Annotated in this window: 17 protein-coding genes; 6 read left to right on the top strand and 11 right to left on the bottom strand. The window is 61.4% G+C overall.

Annotated features, from left to right (window positions below; all coding sequences use genetic code 11):
* The first annotated feature begins 33 nt into the window (after window positions 1–33).
* The 5 genes from BW686_RS06980 to BW686_RS06955 all read left to right on the top strand — a co-directional run bounded on the left by BW686_RS06980 (window position 34) and on the right by BW686_RS06955 (window position 4,603).
* Window positions 34–1,347, top strand: a complete 1,314-nt coding sequence (locus BW686_RS06980; protein WP_084915609.1) for an MFS transporter — start codon at window positions 34–36, stop codon at window positions 1,345–1,347.
* A 51-nt stretch (window positions 1,348–1,398) separates the two neighbouring features.
* Window positions 1,399–2,391: an AraD1 family protein gene (araD1, locus tag BW686_RS06975; protein WP_084915608.1), complete on the top strand. Its 993-nt coding sequence runs from the start codon at window positions 1,399–1,401 to the stop codon at window positions 2,389–2,391.
* A 303-nt stretch (window positions 2,392–2,694) separates the two neighbouring features.
* Window positions 2,695–2,979 carry a DUF5629 family protein gene (locus tag BW686_RS06965; RefSeq protein ID WP_084915607.1) on the top strand — a complete coding sequence of 95 codons (285 nt, stop codon included), beginning with the start codon at window positions 2,695–2,697 and terminating at the stop codon, window positions 2,977–2,979.
* Window positions 2,980–3,059: 80 nt separating this feature from the next.
* On the top strand, window positions 3,060–4,232 hold the full coding sequence (locus BW686_RS06960; protein ID WP_084915606.1) for a lactonase family protein: 1,173 nt from the start codon (window positions 3,060–3,062) through the stop codon (window positions 4,230–4,232).
* A gap of 176 nt (window positions 4,233–4,408) precedes the next feature.
* Window positions 4,409–4,603, top strand: a complete 195-nt coding sequence (locus BW686_RS06955) for a hypothetical protein (protein WP_084915605.1) — start codon at window positions 4,409–4,411, stop codon at window positions 4,601–4,603.
* A 254-nt stretch (window positions 4,604–4,857) separates the two neighbouring features.
* Here BW686_RS06955 and BW686_RS06950 read toward each other — a convergent pair whose 3' ends face one another.
* The 10 genes from BW686_RS06950 to BW686_RS06905 form a co-directional block, all read right to left on the bottom strand.
* Window positions 4,858–8,502, bottom strand: a complete 3,645-nt coding sequence (locus BW686_RS06950) for an AAA family ATPase (protein ID WP_084915604.1) — start codon at window positions 8,500–8,502, stop codon at window positions 4,858–4,860.
* Window positions 8,499–9,743 (bottom strand): exonuclease SbcCD subunit D C-terminal domain-containing protein, encoded by a 1,245-nt coding sequence (locus BW686_RS06945; RefSeq protein WP_084915603.1) that lies wholly within the window; start codon window positions 9,741–9,743, stop codon window positions 8,499–8,501. The genes BW686_RS06950 and BW686_RS06945 overlap by 4 nt, the downstream gene beginning before the upstream one ends.
* Before the next feature lie 42 nt (window positions 9,744–9,785).
* Window positions 9,786–11,444 carry a BatD family protein gene (locus BW686_RS06940; RefSeq protein ID WP_084915602.1) on the bottom strand — a complete coding sequence of 553 codons (1,659 nt, stop codon included), beginning with the start codon at window positions 11,442–11,444 and terminating at the stop codon, window positions 9,786–9,788.
* Complete coding sequence (locus BW686_RS06935) at window positions 11,441–13,159, bottom strand: VWA domain-containing protein (protein ID WP_084915601.1); 1,719 nt, start codon at window positions 13,157–13,159, stop codon at window positions 11,441–11,443. Before BW686_RS06935 ends, BW686_RS06940 begins: the two co-directional genes overlap by 4 nt.
* Window positions 13,156–14,214 (bottom strand): vWA domain-containing protein, encoded by a 1,059-nt coding sequence (locus BW686_RS06930; protein WP_084915600.1) that lies wholly within the window; start codon window positions 14,212–14,214, stop codon window positions 13,156–13,158. The genes BW686_RS06935 and BW686_RS06930 overlap by 4 nt, the downstream gene beginning before the upstream one ends.
* On the bottom strand, window positions 14,207–14,701 hold the full coding sequence (locus BW686_RS06925; RefSeq protein ID WP_084915599.1) for a DUF4381 domain-containing protein: 495 nt from the start codon (window positions 14,699–14,701) through the stop codon (window positions 14,207–14,209). Before BW686_RS06925 ends, BW686_RS06930 begins: the two co-directional genes overlap by 8 nt.
* Window positions 14,698–15,642 (bottom strand): DUF58 domain-containing protein, encoded by a 945-nt coding sequence (locus BW686_RS06920; protein WP_084915598.1) that lies wholly within the window; start codon window positions 15,640–15,642, stop codon window positions 14,698–14,700. The genes BW686_RS06925 and BW686_RS06920 overlap by 4 nt, the downstream gene beginning before the upstream one ends.
* A gap of 4 nt (window positions 15,643–15,646) precedes the next feature.
* Window positions 15,647–16,606, bottom strand: coding sequence for an AAA family ATPase (locus BW686_RS06915; protein WP_002554476.1), 960 nt, complete (start codon window positions 16,604–16,606; stop codon window positions 15,647–15,649).
* A 190-nt stretch (window positions 16,607–16,796) separates the two neighbouring features.
* Window positions 16,797–17,546, bottom strand: a complete 750-nt coding sequence (locus BW686_RS06910) for an amidohydrolase family protein (RefSeq protein ID WP_084915597.1) — start codon at window positions 17,544–17,546, stop codon at window positions 16,797–16,799.
* 47 nt (window positions 17,547–17,593) lie between these two features.
* Window positions 17,594–17,953 (bottom strand): hypothetical protein, encoded by a 360-nt coding sequence (locus BW686_RS06905; protein ID WP_084915596.1) that lies wholly within the window; start codon window positions 17,951–17,953, stop codon window positions 17,594–17,596.
* Window positions 17,954–18,318: 365 nt separating this feature from the next.
* Between BW686_RS06905 and BW686_RS06900 the strand changes: the two genes are divergently transcribed.
* Window positions 18,319–23,175 (top strand): NAD-glutamate dehydrogenase, encoded by a 4,857-nt coding sequence (locus BW686_RS06900; protein ID WP_084915595.1) that lies wholly within the window; start codon window positions 18,319–18,321, stop codon window positions 23,173–23,175.
* A gap of 80 nt (window positions 23,176–23,255) precedes the next feature.
* On the opposite strand, the gene mntP is transcribed toward BW686_RS06900, so the two are convergent.
* Window positions 23,256–23,825, bottom strand: a complete 570-nt coding sequence (gene mntP / locus BW686_RS06895) for a manganese efflux pump MntP (RefSeq protein WP_084915594.1) — start codon at window positions 23,823–23,825, stop codon at window positions 23,256–23,258.
* Window positions 23,826–23,955: the final 130 nt, after the last annotated feature.

The raw sequence follows: 23,955 nt of genomic DNA, 5'->3' as shown, positions 1-23,955 counted from the left end.
GTTCCATAACAAAAACAATGGGAGACCGCCTACATGAGCCAGGAACTGCGGCTTATACGCCGCATGACGTTCAAACTGATTCCGTTCCTTATCCTGCTGTACCTGATCGCTTATGTAGACCGCTCCGCCGTGGGCTTTGCCAAGCTGCACATGGGCGCAGACATCGGCATTGGCGATGCGGCCTACGGGTTGGGCGCCGGGCTGTTCTTCATCGGTTATTTTCTGCTGGAGATCCCTAGCAACCTGATGCTCGAGCGCTTTGGTGCGCGTCGCTGGTTCGCGCGCATCATGATCACCTGGGGCGCGATCACCATCGGCATGGCCTTCGTGCAGGGGCCACACAGCTTCTATGTGATGCGTTTCCTGCTGGGCGCTGCCGAGGCTGGCTTCTTCCCGGGCGTGCTGTACTACATCACTCAATGGTTTCCGGTGCGTCACCGCGGCAAGATCCTCGGCCTGTTCATTCTCTCGCAACCGATTGCCATGATGATCACCGGGCCTGTCTCCGGCGGCTTGCTGGGCATGGACGGCGTTCTGGGCCTGCATGGCTGGCAGTGGCTGTTCATCGTCATTGGCACGCCAGCGATTCTGCTCACCTGGCCGGTGCTTCGCTGGTTGCCGGACGGTCCGCAGCAGGTCACGTGGATGGACCAGGCCGAGAAAGACTGGCTGACCGGGGAACTGAAAAAGGATCTGGAAGCATACGGCCAGACCCGTCACGGCAATCCGTTGCATGCGCTGAAAGATAAGCGCGTGTTGCTTCTGGCGCTGTTCTACCTGCCCGTTACCTTGAGCATCTACGGTCTGGGCCTGTGGCTGCCGACGCTGATCAAGCAGTTCGGCGGCAGTGACCTGACCACGGGCTTCGTGTCGTCGGTGCCCTACGTTTTCGGCATCATCGGCCTGCTGATCGTGCCGCGCAGCTCTGACCGGCTCAATGATCGTTACGGACACCTCGCGGTGCTTTATGTGCTGGGCGCAATCGGTCTGTTCTGCAGTGCCTGGCTGACCCTGCCGGTGGCGCAACTGGCGGCGCTGTGCGTCGTGGCCTTTGCGTTGTTTTCCTGCACGGCCGTGTTCTGGACGTTACCGGGGCGGTTTTTCGCCGGTGCCAGTGCGGCAGCCGGGATTGCGCTGATCAATTCGGTCGGCAATCTGGGCGGTTATATCGGGCCTTTCGTGATCGGTGCCTTGAAGGAAATGACCGGCAGCCTGGCGTCGGGCCTGTATTTCCTGTCGGGCGTGATGGTGTTCGGGCTGGTGTTGACCGGCATCGTCTACCACGTTCTGGAACGCAAACATGTGCTGCCGGCCGCCGATTTCGCGGCGAGTGCCAAAGCGCAATAGGTTTTCAGCTTCCCGCTCTGCTGGAAGTCATTACTCTGGAAGGAGCATTTCATGCGTTTAGTGCAGTTTGAATTGAGCAACGGTCAGCGCCGTGTCGGGCGGGTTGAGGGCGAACAGGTGCGTGAAGTCGTTGGCGCCGAAAGCGTTCGCGAACTGGCGTTGGCAGCTATCGAGGCGGGGTCTGATCTGGCTCGGCAGGTCGAGCAGCATGGGCTTGGCGACACTCATGACTACCAGCAACTGCTCAAGGACCTGCGGGTTCTGCCACCGCTCGACCATCCCGATCCGGCGCACCTGCTGGTCAGCGGCACCGGGCTGACACATCTGGGCAGCGCGTCGGCACGCGACAAGATGCACCAGCAGTCCGGCGACGAAGCGTCGATGACCGACACCATGCGCATCTTCAAATGGGGCGTCGAAGGCGGCAAGCCGGCGGCGGGGCAGGCGGGCGTTCAGCCGGAATGGTTCTATAAAGGTGACGGCAGCATTGTCGTGCGCCCGGGGCATTCGTTTTCATTGCCGCCCTTTGCCGAAGACGGTGGGGAAGAGCCGGAGCTGAGCGGCCTCTATGTGATCGGCCATGATCGCAAGCCGTATCGCCTGGGATTTGCCATTGGGAACGAGTATTCCGACCATGTCATGGAGCGTCGCAATTATCTGTACCTGGCGCACTCGAAACTTCGCGCCTGCTCGTTCGGACCGGAACTGCGCGTCGGCGAGCTGCCGCAAAGCCTGACCGGCACCAGCCGGATCTGGCGTGATGGCGAAATACTCTGGGAAAAGGAATTCCTCAGCGGCGAGGCGAACATGTGCCACAGCCTGGAAAACCTTGAGTACCATCACTTCAAATACGCCCAGTTCCTCCGGCCGGGCGATGTGCATGTGCATTTCTTCGGCACCGCGACCCTGTCGTTCGCCGATGGCGTACGCACGCAGCCGGGGGATCGTTTCGAAGTCAGCCAGGCCGAGTTCGGCCAGCCGCTGATCAACGGCCTGGCCCCGAGCGAACCGGTGTTTCAGCCGGGCGGAATTGGAAAACTCTAAAGAGCCGCGCGCAGTGATCATGCCTCTCTGCGTTTGCATGGAATTCTGGACGGTCTGCGTCTGCTTTTAAGCATGCAACACGGTTTAGATTTGTGACGCGGAGCGTCACGCAAGGCATTCCCACGCTGGAGCGTGAGGAGCGATAGGCGGCCGGAAGAACGCTTATCGTACCCGCGCTCCAGCGTGGGCATGCAGTTCTGGACGCTCTGCGTCCGCTCTTGACGATGTGATGCGCAGATCATCGGTGTATCTCCTCCTGCTTTTTGCCCTATCATTCGTGCTTTTGCAGGCCGGATAACACTCATGACCACCACGCCCACCACACTGCTTGCCGCCCTCGAAGCCACCACCATGCTGGAAATCGACGGTCTGCACGCCTGGGATTTTTCTCTGGGCGACGAACTGAACGTCGAATGCATGGACGGCCGCGAGCGCAAGGTATGGCGCTTCACCAAGGCGCAAGTCGACGCCGCGACCTTCGATCAATCCCTGCAAAGCTGGGTGATCAATGACGGCAACGCCGATCACCGGATCATCTGCCTGGATGCGTTTACCCCGTCAGATGAAGATGATTCCGCGCAGGATTGAGTAAATGCGGGCTGGCGCTGTCATAGACCCCGACAGTGCCGTAACAGGCATCAATAACTTCGACAAAAAGGGATGCCCCCATGCCCCATAAATTTCTGCCGTGGCTGGCAATTGCCAGTGCCATGAGCGCATTTACCCTGCAGGCCCAAGCCATGCCCGATACTGAATTGCTGGTGGGTTCCTACACGCAAGGAAAGAGTGAAGGGATCTACCGCTTCGGCTTCAACAGCGAAACCGGGATGATCGACGCCAAGCCACTGCAAGTGGTCAAAGCCGATAACCCGTCCTGGTTGACGTTGTCCCCGGACCAGCGTTATCTGTTCGCGGTCAATGAAAACGGCCCCGGACAAAAAGATGTGGTCGGTAAGGTCAGCAGCTTTGCCATCGACCCGAAGACCCGTCAGATCACCCCGATCAATCAGGTTCAAAGCCGCGGTGAAGAACCGACACACTCCAGCCTGAGCCACGACGGTCGCTACCTGTTCGTTGCCAACTACGCCGTAAACCCTGACCCGGGCGGCGCGCTGACCGTGGTGCCTGTGGGCAAGGACGGCACGTTGAGCGAAGCCGTTCAGGTGCTGCCGCTGGGGCCTGGAAGCAAGGTCAACAGTGAGCGGCAGATGTCGTCGCATGTGCATCTGGCCGTGCCGACCCCGGATGACAAGTACGTCGTGACTGCCGATCTGGGCGCTGACAAGCTGTTTGTCTATCGCTATGACGCGAACCAGTCCAAGCCACTGCAGCCTGCCAAAGTGCCTTTCGTCCAGTTGCCAGGCGGCTCCGGACCACGTCATACGCTGTTCAGTAGTGATGGCAAGCATGCCTGGCTGGTGCTGGAAATGACGGCTCAGGTTGCCGTGTTCGACTACCATGACGGCGGCTTCAAGCAGACCCAACTGGTCGATATGAAGAACAAAGGCGCGGAGCAGAAAAACGGTGGTGGTGCCTTGCACACTTCACCGGACGGCAAGTTTTTGTACGTGACCAATCGTGGTGACGCGAATCAGGTCGTGGTGTTCCGGATCGATCAGGCCAGCGGCAAGCTTGAAGAAATTCAGCGTCGTTCCCTGGAAGGCAAGGAGCCTCGCGAGTTCGCCTTTGATCCGACCGGCACGTTCATGCTGTTTGCCAATCAGAAGAGCAATCAGATCGTGACCGTGCGCCGGGATCCGCAGAGCGGAAAGATCGGTGAAACGGTGCAGAAATTCGATGCGGATTCACCGTCGTACCTGCGTTTTCTGACTGATAAATAAGCCATCCCGGCTCCAGCCCACAGGATTCAAGGGCTGGAGCCGTTATCATTCTTGATGATATGGGTTAGTGCTACAAAACATTTCTGCTGAACCTCCCTCGGGCGTAAGTTTGAGTCACGGCCAAGACGGCCAGAACGTCAAGCCACTGCACAGACCGCTAAAGAGGGGTGACCGATATGAATTTCAATCTTTTCTCCACCATCGCAGCATCGGCTATTTCAGCAAGCGTCGCGCTTCCAGCCAGCGCCAGTGTTGAAGTCACTGATAAAAAAGCCCACACCACCCAGGCTTACACTCAGACCTACACCCCTAAATACCTGCAACAGAGCGCCAATTTTTACGCCGCGCTGGATCACAAAACCGCCCAGTAAATCGCTCGCCGTCATGCTTTCGCGAGCATGTTCGCCAACACAGGTCCTGCGACCCACTGCCCATTGCGCGGCAGGCCATGCAGAGACTGTCAGGCGAGCCTGTTCGCGAAAGCGCTGACGGCGGTGACGCATTTCAAGAGCGGACGCGGAGCGTCGGCACGATAGTCACAGTGTTTCTCTCAGACGCCGCCCCTTCCTCACGCTCCTGCTCCAACGCGTGAAGGCTGCTCCTGACGCTCTGCGTCACGGGGCTCTCAGTTGCCCACCTCGATCGTACTCAACCCGTTGCCCTGACGGCGCACCTTGATCTGCACCGGAATTCGCTCGTGCATTTCCTGTACATGGGAGATCACGCCGACTTTACGGCCCTGTGCCTGCAAACCGTCCAGCGCGTCCATCGCCAGTTGCAATGACTCCGGGTCCAGGCTGCCGAAGCCTTCGTCGATGAACAGCGATTCGATGCGCAGGGTGCTGGAGGCCATTGACGCCAGGCCCAGTGCCAGCGCCAGCGACACCAGAAAGGTTTCCCCGCCCGACAGCGAATGCACCGAGCGCAGCTCATCGCCCATTTCGGTGTCCATGACCAACAGGCCAAGCATGCTGCCGCCGCGTTTCAGGCGGTAGCGGCGCACCAGTTGCTTGAGTTGCGCATTGGCGTGATGGACCAGCAGGTCAAGGTTGTAGGCCTGGGCGATCTTGCGAAACTTGTCGCCTTCGGCCGAGCCGATCAGTGCTGCGAGCCTGGCCCAGCGCAGGTATTCATCGTTGGCTGCAGTGATGCGCGCTTGAAGCTCGCTGTTGGCGTTTTGGCGACGCTGATCCTCGCTGAGTTCGGCGCGCAGGTCCGCGCAGTGTTGTTCACTCTGCGCTGATTGTTCCTGAGCCGCGTTCAACGCGGCCGTCAATTGCTCGTCATTGTTCAGGTCGCTGTGCTGCGCCTGATGCTGCTGAAGGCGCTGATCACGTTCCTGCAGCAGCACTTTGGCCTGTTCCAGGATTTTTTCCGCAGCCTGCAGCCGTTGGCGCAAGTCTTCGACGTGTGCGTCATCGTAGGTCAGAAGGGTATCGAGTGCCGTGTCGTCCAGTTCAGGGTGTTGACCTCGCCACTCGCTGATCTGCACATCAAGCGCGGCCAGTTCCTCTCGCAAGGACTGCTGCTGTTGCTGACCTGACTTGAGTTCGGCCGTCAGTTGAATCAACTGGCTGTGCAGGTCCTGCAGTGCCTGAGCCGCCGAAGTTTCGGCGTGCCTGGCCTGCTCGATAGCGTTCTCCAGCGCCTGTTGCCATTGTTCGGCAGACGCATGCTCGCCCAGCAGGTCGGCCAGTGTGTGCTGACGGGCTTGCTGCTGTTCGCCGAGCCGCGTGACGTCCTGCGCGAGTTCGGTCTGACGTTGCAAACGGGCTTGCTGCTCGATCTGTTCCTTCTCGATTTTCTGCTGACGCTCCTGCTGTTCCTGTTGTTCTTCGCGCTGCTGTTCCAGCTGATCCAGGCGTTGGGTCACTTGCTGTTCCAGTTGCATCACCGTGGCCGATGCATCGCTGCGCAGCCCTTCAAGCACCTGTGGCGACACCAGCGGCGTGAACGCGGTCAGTTCCTCTTCCAGTCGCTGTTGGTCGGCGTCCAGTTGCTTGAGCTGTTCGGCGACGTGATGCGCAGCGGTCTGGCTGGCTTCCACCGAAATCTGGACTTGCTGCTGCAGGCGACCTGCGTCTTTCTGCAGGGTCAGCAAAGCCGTCTGGCGTTGCTCGTCGCGGGTGATGACTTCGTTCAGCTGGCTCAGTTGCTGGCTCAGCCAGCCATCGCGCTTGTCCGGATCGCGGTCCAGCAGTTGGGCGGCGAGGGGATGAGCGTCGAGGTCCGGCGCCAGGGCCTGATGACGCAGCGTGAGTTGTTCGTGCTGGCGCAACAGTTCTTTCTGCCGGGCGATCACGCCTCCGACCTGTTCGCGCAGATGATTGCGCTGCTCGGTCAGCAGGTCCACGGCCTTCTGCGCGCTGGCCTGCTCGTTGTCGTCATGCCGGGTGAGGCTTTCGAGCAGCGCTTCAGGTTGATGCCACGGGTGTTCCAGGCTGCCACACACCGGGCAAGGCTGGTCATCCTGCAACTGCACGCGCAGTTCCTCGACGCTGGCGCTGCGGGCCAGACGCTGACGTTCCAGCAATTGCCGGGTGACGGTCAGGGTCTGCTCGGCCACCGCCAGCTCGTCACGCACCCGAATGCCCTCGCTGTTGAGCTGTTCGCGTTGCTGCTGGGCACTTTGCTGTTGCTGAGCCAGCTCGGCGAGCTGACGGTCCACGTCCTGCTGGCTGGCCCACAGACGAGTCAGCTCTTCAAACGCGCGTTGCTGCTTGCGATTGTCCTGCAACAAACTGCCGAGAATCTGCACCTGCTCGGTGACCGCTTCGACCTCACAGTCCGCCTCGCGGTACAGCACCTCCAGCGCGGTGCGCTGTTCGGTCAGCTCATGGTCGGCGACGCTGGCGCGTTGTTGAAGGGCAGGCAGCTCGGCCCGTCCGTGTTTGAGGCGATTGGCAATCAGGGTCAGGGATTTCAGACGGTCGCGCCACGCGCTCCATGCCTGAGCCAGAGGCGCCAGCTCGATGCTGTGCTGCAATTGTTCGGCAATACGTTCAAGGCGCTGTGCCACCTGTTGCTGCTGGTCAAGCAAGGTTTGCAGGCTGGCTTGACCCTGAGCGCACAGTTGCCCGGTCTGCTGATGCAGATCGGTGACCTTGGTCAGTTCCTGGGCCAGGTGGTGCAGCGTGTTTTGCGCCTCAAAAGCCTGCTGCAACAGGGGCTTTGCGTTGCCGTGGGTTTGCTGGGCTGCCAGCAGGCCGGCTTGCGCTTCTGCGCGACGGGTTTCCAGCTGCTGCTGTTGGCCCTGTAGCGAAACCTGCTGTTCCTGAAACTGACGAATCTGTTCGGCCAACGGGGTGAGCTGGGCGTTCAGGGTCAATCGTCGGGCAAAGCGATGGCGCTGTGGACCTAGACGTTCCAGCTGGCCGAGGGTCTGGCGCTCTGTGCCTTGGTTGTCCCAGTCCTGCTGCGCGCTATTTAGCGCTTCCTGAGCCGCGAGTTGCTCGTCACGCAGGCGATGCAACTCGATCAGCCACTGCTGTTTGAGTTCAAGCTGCCGCTGTTGCGTTTGATGGGTTTTGAGTTGCTGCTGTGCGTCGCTGAAACGCTGTTCGAGTTCGACCCGTTGCTCAGGGGCCAGCGGGATAATGTTGCTGGCCTGAGCGGTCAGGGTTTTCAGCGCTTCCTCGGCCTCCTTGCTCTTGCTGTAGGCACGCCGACCGAGCTGGCTGTAAATCGCGGTGTTGGTCAGCTTCTCCAGCAGTTCGCTGCGTTCCTTGTCATCCGCCTTCAAAAAGGCGCTGAACTCGCTCTGGGCAAGCATCACGGCACGGGTGAACTGTTCGAAGTTCAGGCCCAGGCGGTGTTCGATGAGGTGTTCGAACTCACGTTTGCTCTGGTTGCTGAGGATCTGCTCGCTGTCCAGATCGGTCAGGGTCTGGCGGCTGGCCTGAAGCTTTTTAGTGGCATTGTCCCGCGCGCGGTTGGTTTCCCAGCGTGCGCGGTAACGACGTTGATCGATGCCGATGAAATCCACTTCGGCATAACCGCTGCCGGTGCCACGCCGCAGCAAGGTGCGCGGGTCGCTGGTGGTGATGTCGCCGTCGATGTCCGGCACTTTCGACTGGCCGATATTGCTCAGCCGCGGAATTGCCCCGAACAGCGCCAGACACAAGGCATCGAGCAAGGTGCTTTTACCCGCGCCGGTAGGCCCGGTGATGGCAAACAAACCGGCACTGGCCAGCGGTTCGGCAGTGAAGTCGATTTCAAATGGGCCGGCCAGCGAGGCCAGGTTTTTCAGGCGAATGGCAAGGATTTTCATGACTGCTCGCTCTCCTGCTGGACTTCACGCAGCAGCGTGGCGAAATCGGTAAGCGTCTGCTCGTCCACCTCACTGCCGTAGTTGTCCTGCCAGGCGCGGCTGAACAATTCCTGAGGGGTGAGCTGGTCCAGCTCGATCAATGCTGCATCGCCGTCGCCGCCATCCGCGCTGCCTTTACCGGCGTATTCGGCACCGATGCGCACCAGACGCACGGCCTTGCCTTGCAATGCGTTTTCGATCTGGTTGCGCAGGTCCGGTTGCGGTTCATCCAGGCGCACGCGCACTTCCAGCCACGGCTGGCGGTCCGGGTCGGCCAGCAGATCGATATCCGGCAGCGCCTTGAGCTGCACCAGCAGTTCGGCCAGCGGCGCAGGTCCGAGGCGTTGCAGGTTGACGGCCCGGGGGATCAGAAAAGGCTCGACGCTCGCCAGGGTTTCACCGTCGCAGTTGATTTCCAGAATCTGGTGCTGATAACCGATTTCCGAAAATGACAGCGGGATCGGCGAGCCGCTGTAGCGGATACGTTCTTCGCCATTGACCCGTTGCGGCTTGTGCAAATGGCCCAGCGCGACGTAGGTGATGCCGGCTCCGAACAGGCTGGCGGGCAGGGCTTCGGCGTTGCCGATGATCAGGCTGCGTTCGGAGTCTTCCGAGACCGAACCGCCTGCCATGTGCGCGTGGCTGATGGCGATCAGTGCCTGGCCCGGCTGGCGCTTGAGATTGGCCGCATCGATCAGCAGCTCATGCACCCGGCCGATGCCGCGCAGGTAATCATCGCCCAGGGTCGGGCCGGTGACTTCGGCAGGGCGCAGGAAGGGCAGCGCCAGGCACCAGGCCTTGATGTCGCCATTGGCGTCGGGCAACGGCAGCAACAGGCGCTCGGCATCCAGCACGCCATCGTTCAGCCACATCACTCTGCCCAGCGCGTGAGTGCGCAGACTGCGCATCAGCGGTGCGGGCAGTTCGATGCGCGAGCCGGAGTCATGATTGCCCGCGATCATCACGATGGTCAGCAGCGGTTGCTGCTCGTGGGCGTTGACGATGAAGTCGTAGAGGCGTTCCTGAGCTTTGACCGGCGGGTTGACGGTGTCGAAGATATCGCCTGCGATCAGCAGCACATCGGGCTGTCGTTCGGCCAGGCGGGCCAGCAGCCAGGTCAGAAAGCAGGCGTGTTCGAAATCCCGCTCCTGACCGTGCAGGTTCTGACCCAGATGCCAGTCGGAGGTGTGAAACAGACGCATTGGTTTACCTTGTCATGTAGAGGTATTGCCTGCGCTGCATCCTCACTTGGGATACAGCGGTGGCAACCCGGCATCGCTTGCCGGGTCCTGAATAGGGTCGGCGGCGGGCAGTTTGCGCACGGCACGCCAGAGGTCTTCGCCCAGCCACAGTTTGCCGGTCTCGCTGTACAGCGCGCCGTTCAGACCGTCGAGTGCATCGGACAGCGGCACGAAGCGGGCGGCCATTTCGGCCAGGGTTTCCGGCTGCTGGCGTGCCCAGGCGTCGAGTGCCTGACGGGTGCCTTGAGGGTCGTTTGCCATGCAGGCGCGCTTGAGGTCGTCCAGCACGGTACGCGGGCTTGGCCCGGTCTGCACGGCCTTGGCGATTGCCGGTTGGCCGCGTGCCCGCCACCAGAGGGTGAAACCCAGCAGGGTGGTGCAGGCAAACAATAGCGTACTCAATTGCCAAGGCCACACGGGCGGCCCCATCACGGTGACGCCGCCCATGTCGTTGCTCACGGGCGTGTCCACCGCCAGACCGGGGTTGGCGCTGATCTGCAGCGTGCGTGCAGGCAGGCTGGTGTGTTCCAGATAGTCTTCGCGGGTGTTCCACCAGGTCACTTCGACAGCGGGCAAGTCAATGGCCCCGGCGCGACCGGGCACCAGCGCTTCGCGTTCTTCACGGGTACCGATCAGGCCACGCTCGCTGGGCAGGTTGCGCAGTTGGGGCTGGTCTGGATAACGTCGCAGGCCAGGCACTTCAGTGGGGGGCAACGGTGGCAGTTGCGCGCCAGCCAGTCCTTCGGCCTTGAGTGTCAGGGTCCGGGTCAGCGAATCGCCCACCTGGGACGTGCCCGGCTCCGGGCTCCAGTTTTCTTCGAGGCTGACACTGCGCGCCGGCAGCCAGGGCACATCGGCGGGGTAGGTGGCAGGCTTCGGTTTGACAGTCAGCGGCACCTCGGCGGATTTGACCCGCATCAGCTTGCCGGGTTGCGGGCCGAACGGGTTGGCCTCCTGACCCTGAGAACCCTCGGCGGGCGCCTGCACCAGCGTGGCACTGAACACTTGCGCCGGAATATTCAGCACGCCGCTTTGCTGTGGGTAGATCGCGTAACGGCTTTCGATCACCCCGTGGCGCACGCCATTGATCAGTTTTTCGTAGGTGCGTGAATCGCCCAGCTTCTCGACTCGCGCGTCCGGTATTTGCAGCGGGCTCAGGCTGCTGTCGTCGAACAGCGACACCGAGTGATAGACCCGCACGGTCAGAACGGCCTGGGCCTGAACATAGACACTGTCCTGGTCCAGGCTGGCTTCGATGAAGATGGAAGCCAGTTTATTGCTCGATTCCTTGGGCTCGCCTTGCATGACTTGCAACGTCAGAGGCTGGCTTTTCAATTCACCGAGTTGCAGTGAAGGGATGACCACGCTGCCGGTTTGGCGAGGCAGCAGGGTGACCAGCCAGCGCGTCGTGGCCTGACTGCTGCCGTCCAGGGTTCTCAGGCTGTTGAGCTGACGGGTGTCACGCACTTCGAAGCTGCCATTGAGCGGGCTCATGTCGGGTTTGCCGAACTGCGTGACGTCGTCGGTTTCCAGGGTCAGCTCGACGGTCTCGCCGGCGTTCAGGCGCGCGCGATCAACGCTGGCGGTCAGTTGCGCAGCCTGCAGTGACAGGGCGACCAGGCTCAACAACAGGCCGGTCAATAAGGTGTACACGCGGCTCATCGGGTCTTTTCCTGATGTTGCTGTTCGTAGCGAAATTTGCGTCTCAACAGCTCGCCCGGATCATCCGGAATCTGTCTCAGCCACTGCTCCAGTTCCTGACGCCGCTCACCGGTGATGGGGCTGTCGGCGGTTTGCAGAGGCGGACGGGCGGTGGGGGCATCGTCCATTGCGTCGCCCGAGGTTGCCTGACCGCTGGAGTCCGGCGGCAGGCTTTCGCTGGTGCCCGGCTGGTCCGAACGGGACGGGTTCTGATCAGCGGGTGCGGTGCTGCTGTTCGGATCTTGCGACGCTTGCTGGCCTTCTTCTCCCTGATCGGCCTTGTTCTGCTCATCCTGAGCAGGCTTCTGCACATTGGCCTCATCCAGCAGGCTTTGCACCAGCGTTCGGTTACTCAGGGCTGCCGGGAAATCCGGCTGGCGGTCCAGTGCCTGTTCGTAGGCATCCAGTGCCGCCGCCAGCTCGCCACTGCGGGCCAGGGCGTTGCCACGATTGTAGTGGTCTTCGGCACGGGTGCCCTGGGCAAATTGCTGGGCAGCGCTGGCGTAGTCCTGCGCTTCGTAGAGCGCCACGCCTTTCCAGCGCGGGTCTTCGAAGTGCTGAGCAGCCTCGGCCGCTCGATGCTGTTCCAGCAATCGTTGGCCTTGTTGATCGGGGCGCAGCCACAGGTCCTGAAATTCGAACGCCTGGCTGTTCTGCGGAAACATGAACAGCAGCGGCAGGCAGAACAGCCAGCCGCGCCGACCGGCCAGTGCTGCGATCAGCAACAGCGGCAACAGCAACCAGTGGCCCTGATCGGCCCAGGTATCAAGCTGCACGACCTGCCCGTCGCTGCGCACGTGCTGAGGGCTGGTCAGCAGCCCGAGGCTGCGCAAGTCTTCCTCATCGTTGCGTGCCTGATGATAGACGCCGTCTACCTGATCGGCGAATTCGCTCAGGCTGTTGCTGTCCAGACGGGGCACCAGAATTGCGCCCTGATCGTCCTTGAGCAAGCTGCCGTTTTCCTGGGTCACCGGCGCGCCGTCAGCGGTGCCGACACCGAGAATCAGCAACGGCGGCGATTGCCCGCGCAGCGCTTCACGAATGCCCTGACGTTCCGTTTCGCTCAACGACGAGGTGATCAACAGAATCCGGCCCTGGCCCAGCGCGCCCTGTTTGAGCAAGTGCAGCGCCTTGTGGACCGCCAGATCGGCACGCTGCCCGGTAATGGGCATGATCGAAGGCCTGATGGCGTCCAGCAGGTTATGGCTGGTGACCAGATCATCGGACAACGGCACCAGGGTGTGCGCGCTGCCCGCATAGACGACGATCGCGGTCTGCGCATCGCTGCGCTTTTGCAGTAAGTCCAGCAGTTTGCGTCGCGCCTGCTCCAGCCGCGTCGGTGGGGTGTCGGTGGCGAGCATCTGCGGCGTCAGCTCCAGTATCACCACCAGTGGATCCACCGGTTTCTGACTGATCTGTTCGACGCGCTGCCAGCTCGGGCCGAGCAGCGCAAACAAGGCCAGCAGCCACGCCAGCCCCAGCGCCACCCAAGGCAGCTTGCTGTTGCTGCCGCGTCCGCCATTGAGCAGCACGGCGTGAAACTGCGTCGGCAGCAGCATCTGCCAGCGTCCGGCACGCTTCTGCCGATGCCAGAGCCGCCAGATCAGCAGCGCCAGCAACGGCATGATCATCAGCCATTCGGGGCGGAACCAGTGCGGCCAGAGAGAGGCGATCATGGCGATCTCCACAGGCGCTTGAAGCGCTCGCGCCAGTCAATGGCGCGGGCCAGTGTCAACAGGCGTTGCAGTGCATTGTTCGGCCACAGTTCCCGCAGCACCAGCAGCACGCTCAACAGCAAGGCTGTGGCCAGCGGCCATTGATAAAGCGCCAGTGCAGGCCGCGCCTGGGTCGGCTGTTGAGCGACAGGCTCCAGCGAATCGAGGGTGGTGCGGATCTTTTCCAACTGGTCGCCGTCGCGAGCACGGAAATACTGGCCGCCACTGATGCGGGCGATGTCCTTGAGGGTCGGCTCATCCAGATCAAGGCTCGGGCTCAGGCCAAGCGCGCTCTGCAACGCATTCTTTTCCGGGTCCGAACCGATGCCGATGGGGTAGATTTTCACGCCTTCGTCAGCAGCCAGTCGCGCGGCAGTGATCGGGTCGATCTGCCCTGCGTTGTTGGCGCCATCGGTGACCAGCACCAGTACGCGGCTGTTGGCCGGTCGCATGCGCAGGCGTTTCAGGGCCAGGCCTATGGCGTCGCCAATGGCGGTATTCTTGCCGGCGATGCCTATTCTGGCCTCGTCGAGCCAGACCCGCACGGTCTGCCGGTCATAGGTCAGCGGTGCCTGAAGAAACGCCTGAGTGCCGAACAGAATCAGCCCGACCCGGTCACCCTTGCGGTTCTCCAGAAAGTCACCGAGCAGTTGCTGAACCAGCACCAGTCGGCTGACTTCGTCGTTTTTCCATTGCATGTCCGGGTAGTCCATCGAACCCGACACGTCGACTGCCACCAGCAGGTCGCGCCCGCTGGCCGCCACGGGCAACGGTTCGCCCAGCCACTGTGGCCGTGCTGCCGCGATCAGCAACAACAGCCAGATCAGCAGGAACGGCGCACGCTGGCGCCAGACGGGCAGATTGGCCTTGGCGCGACGCCCGCTGAGCCCTTCGAGTTCGTTTAAAAAGCTGACATTGAGCGCGGGCTCGCCGCTGTCCGCGACCGGCAGCAGGGCACGCATCAGCCACGGCAGCGGCAGCAGAACGAAAACCCAGGGCCAGGCGAACTCAAACATGTTTGCGAATCCAGGTATCGACCGCTTGGGTCAGCCCGGTAATGGCCTTGTCATCCAGCTTGCATTCGGGTTTGTAAGCGCCTTCGACCAGAATCATCCAGCGTGTCAGCCCGGCCGCTGGGCAACGATTATCGAGGAACGCCAGCCACTTTCGACCATTGAGGGTGTGGCTCTGGCTGTGCGGGTAGTGGTTGCGGCACAGGCGTTTGAGCAGGCCGTTGATCTGTTGCAGCCAGGCGCCTGCCGGCGCGCCGTCATAGGGTTTGGGCAGGCTGGCCAGTTCTGCCAGGGCTGCGACGCGAACCGGGTCCAGCGGTTGCTCGCTGCGAACGTTGCCAGCCTTGATCGGCAGCAGCCTGCGCAAACGCCACAGCCCCCAGCCCAGGGCGGGAATCAGCAGCAACAGCAGCCACCAGCCCGGGGCGGGCGGCCAGAAGCCGACGGCCTCGGGAGCAATCAACGGCTGTAGCTGATCCAGCGGGTTCATTTACGCTTCACCGGACGCTGGGCGTTGAGGTATTCGCGCAGTTGCTCAACGAGTTCGGCCTGGGTGCTCAGCGGCATGAGCAAGACCCGCAGTTTTTGCGCGAGCAGTTCCCAGCGGGCGGAGCGGTCTTCGCCCTGTTGCCGGTAGGCACGGCGCAGTTCAGGGTTGAGGGTGTCGAGTTCCAGTTGTGCGCCGCGCTCGGCAAACCGCAACAGGCCTGCGGCGGGCAGGGCGCGATCCAGCGGGTCGGAGAGTGGCAGCAACAGCAGGTCGCTGTGGCGTGACAGCAAGCTCAATTGTTGCTCGGCTGCCTCGGACAAGGCGCGTTCGTCGCACAGCACGATCACCAGGCTGCCGGGGCGCAGCACTTCTCTGGCCCGACGCAGCGCAGTGCCGAAAGCATCGCGGTTCGGTGGGATTTCTGTGTGCAGTGACTGATTGACCCGCACCAGCCGGTTGAGCAATTGCAACAGGCTCTGTTTGCTGCGCCGTGGCTTGATTTCGTAGTGTTCGTCGTCGCCGAATACCAGCCCGCCGACCCGGTCATTGTGTTCGAGTGCCGCCCAGCCGATCAGCGCCGCAGCCTGGGCGGCAAGCACCGACTTGAACATCAGGCCGGAGCCGAAAAACAGCCGACGGCTTTGCTCCACCAGAATGAAGATCGGCCGTTCACGCTCTTCGTGAAACAGCTTGGTGTGCGGTTCCTGAGTCCGGGCGGTCACGCGCCAGTCGATGCTGCGCACGTCGTCGCCAGCCTGATAGACCCGCACCTGGTCGAAATCCACCCCTCGACCGCGCAGTTTGGAATGGTGCAGGCCGATCAACGGGCTGCGGCGGCTCGGGGTTGAAAACAGTTGCACTTCCCGCACCCGATGACGCATCTCGATCAGCTCGCTGAGGCTGACACGGATGCCCGGCTGGGGGATCAGGAAGGGTTGCATGGGGTCAGGCGACGGCCACGACGTCAAGGATGCGCTGAATCACGCGATCCTGATCGATACCGGCGGCTTCGGCCTCGAACGAGAGGATGATCCGGTGGCGCAACACGTCGAACAACACCGCTTGGATGTCCTCGGGGCTGACGAAATCGCGCCCGGCCAGCCAGGCGTGGGCGCGGGCGCAGCGATCAAGCGAAATGGAGCCGCGCGGGCTGGCCCCGTAGGCAATCCACTCTGCCAGTTCAGGGTCGAATTTGGCCGGCGTCCGGGTGGCCATGACCAGTTGCACCAGGTATTCCTCGACCGCATCGGCCATGTACAGGCCAAGGATTTCCTTGCGCGCGGCAAAGATCGCCTGCTGGCTGACGCGGCGTTCAGGCTTGGTCTCGCCGTTGAGGGCTTCGCCACGCGCCTGCTGGAGGATCTTGCGCTCCACTGCAGCGTCCGGAAAACCAATTTTGACGTGCATCAGGAAACGGTCGAGCTGCGCTTCGGGCAGCGGGTAGGTGCCTTCCTGCTCGATAGGGTTCTGGGTCGCCATGACCAGAAACAGCGGCGACAGGTCATAGGTGCTGCGGCCAACGCTCACCTGGCGCTCGGCCATGGCTTCGAGCAGCGCCGACTGGACCTTGGCCGGGGCGCGGTTGATTTCGTCCGCCAGCACCAGGTTGTGGAAGATCGGCCCTTGCTGGAACACGAAGCTGCCGGTTTCCGGACGATAGATTTCCGTGCCGGTGATGTCGGCAGGCAGCAGGTCGGGGGTGAACTGAATACGGTGGAACTGCGCTTCGATGCCTTCTGCCAGTTCCTTGATGGCCTTGGTCTTGGCCAGGCCGGGAGCGCCCTCGACCAGCATGTGGCCGTCGGCGAGCAGGGCGATGAGCAGGCGTTCGATCAGCTTTTCCTGGCCCAGGATCTGCGTTGAAAGAAATGTTCGCAGCGCAATCAGCGCTTCACGATGTTCCATCGGTGACGGTTCCTGGCAGGGTGATCAGCTGTGTCGGGTGACCGCTGAGCTGGGGGCGATACTTTAATCCATCCAGGCGGTTATCGACTAACGGCTCCAGCGTTTTTTATCGCATTTAGAGACGGGTACGTCATTTATTTAGGAATTGCCCTACGTGTTTTGTCGGCAACGCGTAGGACTGACAGCGTTTTCACGTCAGGCGATAGAAGTTGGCTGCGTTGTCCCACAGGGCCTGGCGAGCGCCTTCTTCGCCCAATGCGTCTGTCAGCAACACGATGTCGTCGGCCTGAAAAGGACGCGGTGCCCGGGTCGATGGCAGGTCGGTGCCAAACATCAGGGCGTGGGGGTTGGCGGCGTGAATGTCTCTGAGCGCTTCTCGAACCGGAAAGTCCACACGGCCGAAACCGCAGGCTTTAACCCGCACGCCGCGTTCGGCCAGGCGCAGCACAACGGGAAGACCTTCCCCACTCAATCCCAGATGATCAATGCTGATTGCCGGCAGCTTCAGCAGGCGAACTTCGATTTCAGCCAGCTCGCGGGAATCGATGTACAGCTCCGAATGCCAGCCCACGCGCTCATGGACGCGCAGGGCCAAGGCTTCAAGCTGGTCGAGCTGCTCCGAGCCGCCGCGCTTGAGGTTGAAACGCAGGGCGCGCACACCTGCCGCATCGAGGGTGTCCAGTTCGGCGTCGGTGACGCTGGCAGGCAGTTGAGTCACCCCGACGAAACCGGGGCCGAGGCTGCGCAATGCCGCCAGCAGATAGCCCTGATCGAAGCCTTGAAAGGAGCCGGACACCACCGCCCCGCCCTGAACGCCCAGCGGCTGGACGCTCGCCAGATAGTCACTGACCCCGAACGGCTCCGGCAGGAAGCCATTATTGGCAATCAGGGGAAAGTGCGGGTCGATGATATGGCAGTGGGCGTCGAAGAGGATGGTCATGACGGACTCCTGAGTGTCGAGGCCGTCACTCTACCTGCTTTTGCCCGTCAGCCGACTTCGCTGACGTATTCACCCACGTTGTTCATGATGATGTGTAACGTTCTGTGAACCTCTGCCAGCTCGTCCGCGTCCGTGCCGTGGATGATTTCGAATTGCTCATGGCCCTTTAGCTGTCTGGCATCTTCAGGAGAGATTTCCACCCGCAAACGCTGGGTGCTGAAGGTGACCTTCAGGCTGGAAACGGTGTGCGAGGTGTCATCGCCGACCGTGATTTCCACTTCGTTCTCATCCGGGAAACGGGTCAGGGAAAACAGATCGCCGCCTTCTCCGTGGCAGCACAGCAATGCCATGTTGTCGTATTCGTCGTCGCAGGCGTTGGCGATGAGGGTGGCCGTCTTGATTTGCATGTGATTTCCAGTGCTGTTGGGGGCGCGTGAGGTGGATTTTGCCAGCAACGAGCCTGAATTGTCGGCCAGTGTTGGCACTGTCGTGCAGATTTTAGCGTGGGTCGATGACCGAATATGTCGCAGCCTCGTAAGCAGGCTCCGGTCAGCTCTCGTTAAGCTGCATGGCAGACGGGTGGTGTACGGTGTCATCCACGCGTACAGTTTTTTTTATCCGGTATTCAAATGTGACTACTCTGACACAGCGGGCGTTAGTACTTTAGCTTTACACTCGATCAGGCGGTATCCGCACAATTGAACGTGAGGGCACCCCGGTCGCAACACCTTCTTCAAGCCTCCCCAATAAAAGCCAAAGCGGAGTACCACAGATGGCGTTCTTCACCGCAGCCAGCAAGGCCGACTTCCAGCATCAACTGCAAGCGGCACTGGCTCAGCACATCAGCGAACAGGCACTGCCACAAGTGGCGCTGTTTGCCGAGCAATTCTTCGGCATCATTTCCCTCGACGAACTCACCCAGCGGCGTTTATCCGACCTGGCAGGCTGCACCTTGTCTGCGTGGCGCCTGCTGGAGCGTTTCGAACACGCTCACCCGCAGGTGCGCGTCTACAACCCTGATTACGAGCGCCACGGCTGGCAATCGACTCACACCGCCGTTGAAGTGCTGCATCATGACCTGCCGTTTCTGGTCGACTCCGTCCGCACCGAACTGAACCGTCGCGGTTACAGCATTCATACCTTGCAAACCACCGTGCTCAGCGTGCGCCGTGGCGCCACCGGTGAGCTGCTGGAGCTGCTGCCCAAGGGCACCACCGGCGACGACGTGTTGCAGGAATCGCTGATGTACCTGGAGATCGACCGCTGCGCAAGCGCCAGCGAGTTGAATGTACTGGCTCGCGAGCTGGAGCAGGTACTCGGCGAGGTGCGGGTCGCAGTCGAAGATTTTGCGCCGATGAAAGCGCGTCTGCATGATTTGCTGGCGAGCATCGATGCCAACGAATCCAATACCGATGCCGAAGAAAAGGCCGAGATCAAGGTCTTCCTGCAATGGCTGGTGGACAACCACTTTACCTTTCTGGGCTACGAAGAGTTCGAAGTGCGCACTGACGCCAATGGCGGTCAGCTGGTGTACGACGAATCCTCATTCCTGGGCCTGACCCGACTGCTGCGCCCGGGGCTGAGCCACGAAGACCTGCACATCGAAGACTATGCAGTGAAATACCTGCAGGAGCCGGTGCTGCTGTCGTTCGCCAAGGCTGCGCATCCGAGCCGTGTGCATCGTCCGGCGTACCCGGATTACGTGTCGATCCGCCAGATCGACGCCTCCGGCAAGGTCGTCAAGGAATGTCGCTTCATGGGCCTGTACACCTCGTCGGTGTATGGCGAGAGCGTGCGGCAGATCCCGTACATCCGTCGCAAGGTGGCGGAAGTCGAGCGTCGTTCCGGCTTCGATGCCAAGGCGCACCTGGGCAAGGAACTGGCGCAGGTGGTCGAAGTGTTGCCACGCGACGACCTGTTCCAGACGCCGGTGGACGAGCTGTTCACCACCGTCATGTCCATCGTGCAGATTCAGGAGCGCAACAAGATTCGCGTGTTCCTGCGCAAGGACCCGTACGGCCGTTTCTGCTACTGCCTGGCTTACGTGCCGCGTGACGTGTACTCCACCGAAGTGCGACAGAAGATCCAGCAGGTCCTGATGGACCGTCTGAAGGCCAGCGACTGTGAGTTCTGGACGTTCTTCTCCGAATCGGTGCTGGCGCGGGTGCAGTTGATTCTGCGGGTCGACCCGAAGGTCAATCTGGATATCGACGTTGCCCAGCTGGAAAACGAAGTCATTCAGGCCTGCCGTTCATGGAAGGACGATTACGCCAGTCTGGTCGTAGAAAGCTTCGGCGAGGCGCAAGGCACCAACGTGCTGGCCGACTTCCCGAAAGGCTTCCCGGCCGGCTATCGCGAGCGCTTTGCGGCGCATTCGGCGGTGGTCGACATGCAGCACGTGCTGAGCCTGAGCGAAACCAACCCACTGGTCATGAGCTTCTATCAGCCTCTGGCCGGTGGCCGTCAGCAATTGCATTGCAAGCTGTATCACGCCGACACGCCGCTGGCGCTGTCCGACGTGCTGCCGATTCTTGAAAACCTCGGCCTGCGTGTGTTGGGCGAGTTCCCGTACCGCCTGCACCACGCCAACGGTCGTGAGTTCTGGATTCATGATTTCGCGTTTACCTACGGCGAAGGTCTGAACCTCGACATCCAGCAGCTCAATGACACCCTGCAGGACGCGTTCGTCCACATCGTGCGCGGCGATGCCGAAAACGATGCGTTCAACCGTCTGGTGCTGACTGCCGGCTTGCCGTGGCGCGATGTGGCGCTGCTGCGTGCGTATGCGCGCTACCTGAAGCAGATTCGTCTGGGCTTCGATCTGGGCTACATCGCTACGACCCTGAACAACCACACCGACATCGCTCGCGAGCTGACGCGGCTGTTCAAGACCCGTTTCTATCTGGCACGCAAGCTGGGTTCCGACGACCTGGACGACAAGCAACTGCGCCTGGAACAGGCCATTCTGACTGCTCTGGACGATGTTCAGGTGCTCAACGAAGACCGCATCCTGCGTCGTTACCTGGACCTGATCAAGGCCACGTTGCGGACCAACTTCTACCAGTCGGATGCCAACGGTCAGAGCAAGAGCTACTTCAGCTTCAAGTTCAATCCGCGCCTGATTCCCGAGCTGCCAAAACCCGTACCCAAGTTCGAGATTTTTGTCTACTCGCCGCGTGTTGAAGGCGTGCATCTGCGCTTCGGCAATGTGGCCCGTGGCGGCCTGCGCTGGTCGGACCGTGAAGAAGATTTCCGCACCGAAGTGCTGGGGCTGGTAAAAGCCCAGCAAGTGAAGAACTCGGTCATCGTGCCGGTGGGCGCCAAGGGCGGCTTCGTGCCGCGTCGTTTGCCGACCACCGGCAACCGCGACGAGGTGCAGGCAGAAGCAATCGCCTGCTACCGCATCTTTATTTCCGGGCTGCTGGACATCACCGACAACCTCAAGGAAGGCGTGCTGGTGCCGCCGGTCAATGTGGTTCGCCACGATGACGATGACCCGTACCTGGTGGTGGCTGCCGACAAGGGCACCGCGACGTTCTCCGACATCGCCAACGGCATTGCCATCGACTACGGCTTCTGGCTGGGTGACGCGTTCGCGTCCGGTGGTTCGGCCGGTTACGATCACAAGAAGATGGGCATCACCGCGAAAGGCGCGTGGGTCGGCGTGCAGCGCCACTTCCGCGAGCGCGACATCAATGTCCAGCAGGACAGCGTCAGTGTGATCGGCATCGGCGACATGGCCGGTGACGTATTCGGCAATGGCCTGCTGATGTCTGACAAGCTGCAACTGGTGGCGGCGTTCAACCACCTGCATATCTTCATCGACCCGAACCCGGACCCGGCCACCAGCTTCGCCGAGCGCGAGCGCCTGTTCAATCTGCCGCGTTCGTCCTGGACCGATTACGACACCAGCATCATGTCTGCCGGCGGCGGTATCTTCCCCCGCAGCCTCAAGAGCATCGCCATCACCGAACAGATGAAGGCGCGCTTCGACATCAAGGCCGACAAGCTGACCCCGACCGAACTGCTGAACGCGCTGCTCAAGGCGCCCGTCGATCTGTTGTGGAACGGCGGCATCGGTACGTACGTGAAGTCCAGCGAAGAGTCGCATGCCGATGTAGGCGACAAGGCCAACGACGCGTTGCGCGTCGACGGTAACGAGCTGCGTTGCAAGGTGGTGGGCGAGGGTGGCAACCTGGGCATGACCCAACTGGGCCGTGTCGAGTTTGGCCTGAACGGCGGCGCGACCAACACTGACTTCATCGACAACGCCGGTGGCGTGGATTGCTCCGACCACGAAGTGAACATCAAGATCCTGCTCAACGAAGTGGTTCAGGCCGGTGACATGACCGAAAAGCAGCGTAACCAGCTGCTCGAAAGCATGACCGACGAAGTGGGCCATCTGGTACTGGGCAACAACTACAAGCAGACTCAGGCGCTGTCGCTGGCTGCACGCCGGGCATACGACCGGATTGCCGAATACAAGCGCCTGATGAACGACCTCGAGGCGCGTGGCAAGCTCGACCGCGCTATCGAGTTCCTGCCTGCCGAAGATCAGATTGCCGAACGCGTGGCGGCCAGCCAGGGCCTGACACGTGCCGAGCTGTCGGTGTTGATCTCCTACAGCAAGATCGACCTCAAGGAAGCGCTGCTGGAATCCCGTGTGCCGGATGACGACTACCTGGCGCGTGACATGGAAACCGCGTTCCCGCCTTCGCTGGGCGCCCGGTTTTCCACCGCCATGCGTGGGCATCGTCTGAAGCGCGAGATCGTCAGCACCCAGATCGCCAACGATCTGGTGAACCACATGGGCATCACCTTTGTGCAGCGGCTCAAGGAGTCCACCGGCATGAGCGCTGCGGCGGTGGCAGGTGCTTACGTGATCGTGCGTGACATCTTCCACTTGCCGCACTGGTTCCGTCAGATCGAGGCGCTGGACTACAAGGTGCCGGCTGAAATTCAGCTGGCGTTGATGGACGAGCTGATGCGTCTGGGGCGTCGTGCCACTCGCTGGTTCCTGCGCAGCCGTCGCAACGAGCTGGATGCCGGTCGTGACGTGGCGCACTTCGGTCCGCACCTCGCCGCACTGGGCCTCAAGCTGGACGAACTGCTGGAAGGTCCGACCCGTGAAGTCTGGCAGACGCGTTATCAGGCTTACGTCGAAGCCGGTGTGCCGGAATTGCTGGCGCGCATGGTTGCCGGTACGACTCACCTGTACACGCTGCTGCCGATCATCGAAGCTTCCGACGTCACCGGGCAGAATGCTGCCGACGTGGCCAAGGCCTACTTCGCCGTAGGCAGCGCGCTGGACATCACCTGGTACTTGCAGCAGATCAGCAGCCTGCCGGTGGAAAACAACTGGCAGGCATTGGCGCGCGAAGCGTTCCGTGACGATGTCGACTGGCAGCAACGGGCGATCACCGTTTCGGTCCTGCAAATGGCCGACGGCCCATCGGAAATCGACGCGCGTCTGGCCCTGTGGCTTGAGCAGCACTCGCTGATGGTCGAGCGCTGGCGTGCCATGCTGGTCGAGTTGCGTGCTGCCAGCGGCACGGACTACGCCATGTATGCCGTTGCCAACCGTGAGCTGCTGGACCTGGCCATGAGCGGGCAAGCCCTCACGGTGTGATGGATTGACCGGTCTGTAACAGGCTGTACTCATGAAAAACCCGCATCGAAAGATGCGGGTTTTTTATGCGCCGTCGGGCATCAGGCTGCCGACAGGTGTTCATAGAGGATGGTTGCACCGACGATGATCAGCACGATGCCGCCAATGATCTCGGCACGTTTGCCAACCATCGTCCCGAGCACGCGGCCCAGCATCACGCCGAGGGTGACCATGACGGTAGTCGCCAGGCCGATCGCCAGGGCCGCCACCATGATGTTGACGTCGACAAACGCCAGGCCTACGCCGACCGCCAGGGCATCGATACTGGTGGCGAACGCGGTGACGGCGAGGATCCAGAAGGAGTGCGAGCCAGGTTTTTCCTGCCCGTCGTCCTCGTCCTGCTTGAGGCCGTTGTAGATCATGTGCAGGCCGAGCACCAGCAGCAGTGTGAACGCGATCCAGTGGTCCCAGCTTTCTGCAAAACGAGCCGCTACCTGACCGATGCCCCAGCCGATGACCGGGGTAATGGTCTCGATAGCACCGAAAATCAGGCCTGTACGCAGCGCTTCGATAAAGCGCGGTTTATGCAGGCTTGCTCCTTTACCAAGGGCCGCAGCAAAGGCGTCCGTGGACATGGCAAGCGCGAGAAAGAGGAGGGAAATCGGGTTCACGGTTATATCCAGTCGGGCTATGAGTCAACGACGCAACCACACGCCCGACTTTAGGCATGGATGCATCGTTGGTCTCGCCAACCAGAAGGTGTCCGCACCACGGCATGCAGCCGAGAATGTTGATGCGAAC

The sequence above is a fragment of the Pseudomonas syringae genome, assembly GCF_002157375.1.
GTDB lineage: Bacteria > Pseudomonadota > Gammaproteobacteria > Pseudomonadales > Pseudomonadaceae > Aquipseudomonas > Aquipseudomonas syringae_T.
Note: the sequence above shows the minus strand (reverse complement) of the source record. Positions and strands in the feature narration are given on the sequence as shown.